The sequence below is a fragment of the Nocardia sp. 852002-20019_SCH5090214 genome (genome assembly GCF_001665865.1).
Classification (GTDB): Bacteria; Actinomycetota; Actinomycetes; order Mycobacteriales; family Mycobacteriaceae; genus Nocardia; species Nocardia nova.
Genome location: NZ_LZMK01000230.1, coordinates 1 through 644, shown reverse-complemented (window position 1 = coordinate 644; position 644 = coordinate 1). Strand labels below are relative to the sequence as shown.

Sequence of the window (644 nt, the reverse complement as noted above, 5' to 3'; positions counted from 1 at the left end):
AGCACGTTGGTGGCGCTGAGCAGCGCCCTCATGCCGTCCTCGCCCCAGCAGCGCACGCCCTGGGCCCACGACTGCAGAATGGTCATGACGACGATGCCGCGAGATCCGAAGTGGCTGTACTGCTTCGGCAGGTTGCGCCAGCGGACAATGTTGGCGGCCTCATCGAGCACGATCAGCATCGGCACCGGCATCCGGCCACCGGCGCGCCCGCCCTCGTCCTTGCCCGCCGCAGCCACGGCCGACGCGAACGCGGTCACCAGCGCGCCGCCGGAGGCCGGGCCTTCCTCCGACAGCAGATACAGGGTGTCTTTGCTGGTGACGAACTCGGCGACATCGAAGGCCCGGCGCGGGCGCTCACCGCGCTGCGGCGGGCACACCCACCGGCGGATGTCCTCATACTTGAGGACCGCCGCCATCTTCTTCGCGGTCGAGAACACGCCGCCCTTCTGCTTGTCCGGCGCGTTGTACTGCGTAGCCAGCGCACCTGCGACCAGCGAAAACCCGTGCTTCTGGACCACACCAACCGGCGCTTGATCCGTCGGCGAAGTCACCCACGCGAACACCTGAGTGATCGGCTTCTTGTCCAACGCGGCCGCCAGGATCAGCCCGGCCAGAAGGTCCTCGCCCTCCGGCTCGAAGAACGC

Annotated in this window: 1 protein-coding gene; it reads right to left on the bottom strand. The window is 68.2% G+C overall.

Annotation, left to right across the window (positions count from 1 at the left end; translation table 11 throughout):
- Positions 1 to 644, bottom strand: a 644-nt coding sequence (locus A5780_RS18540; RefSeq protein ID WP_156769552.1) for a type IV secretory system conjugative DNA transfer family protein, incomplete at both ends; no start/stop codon positions are given.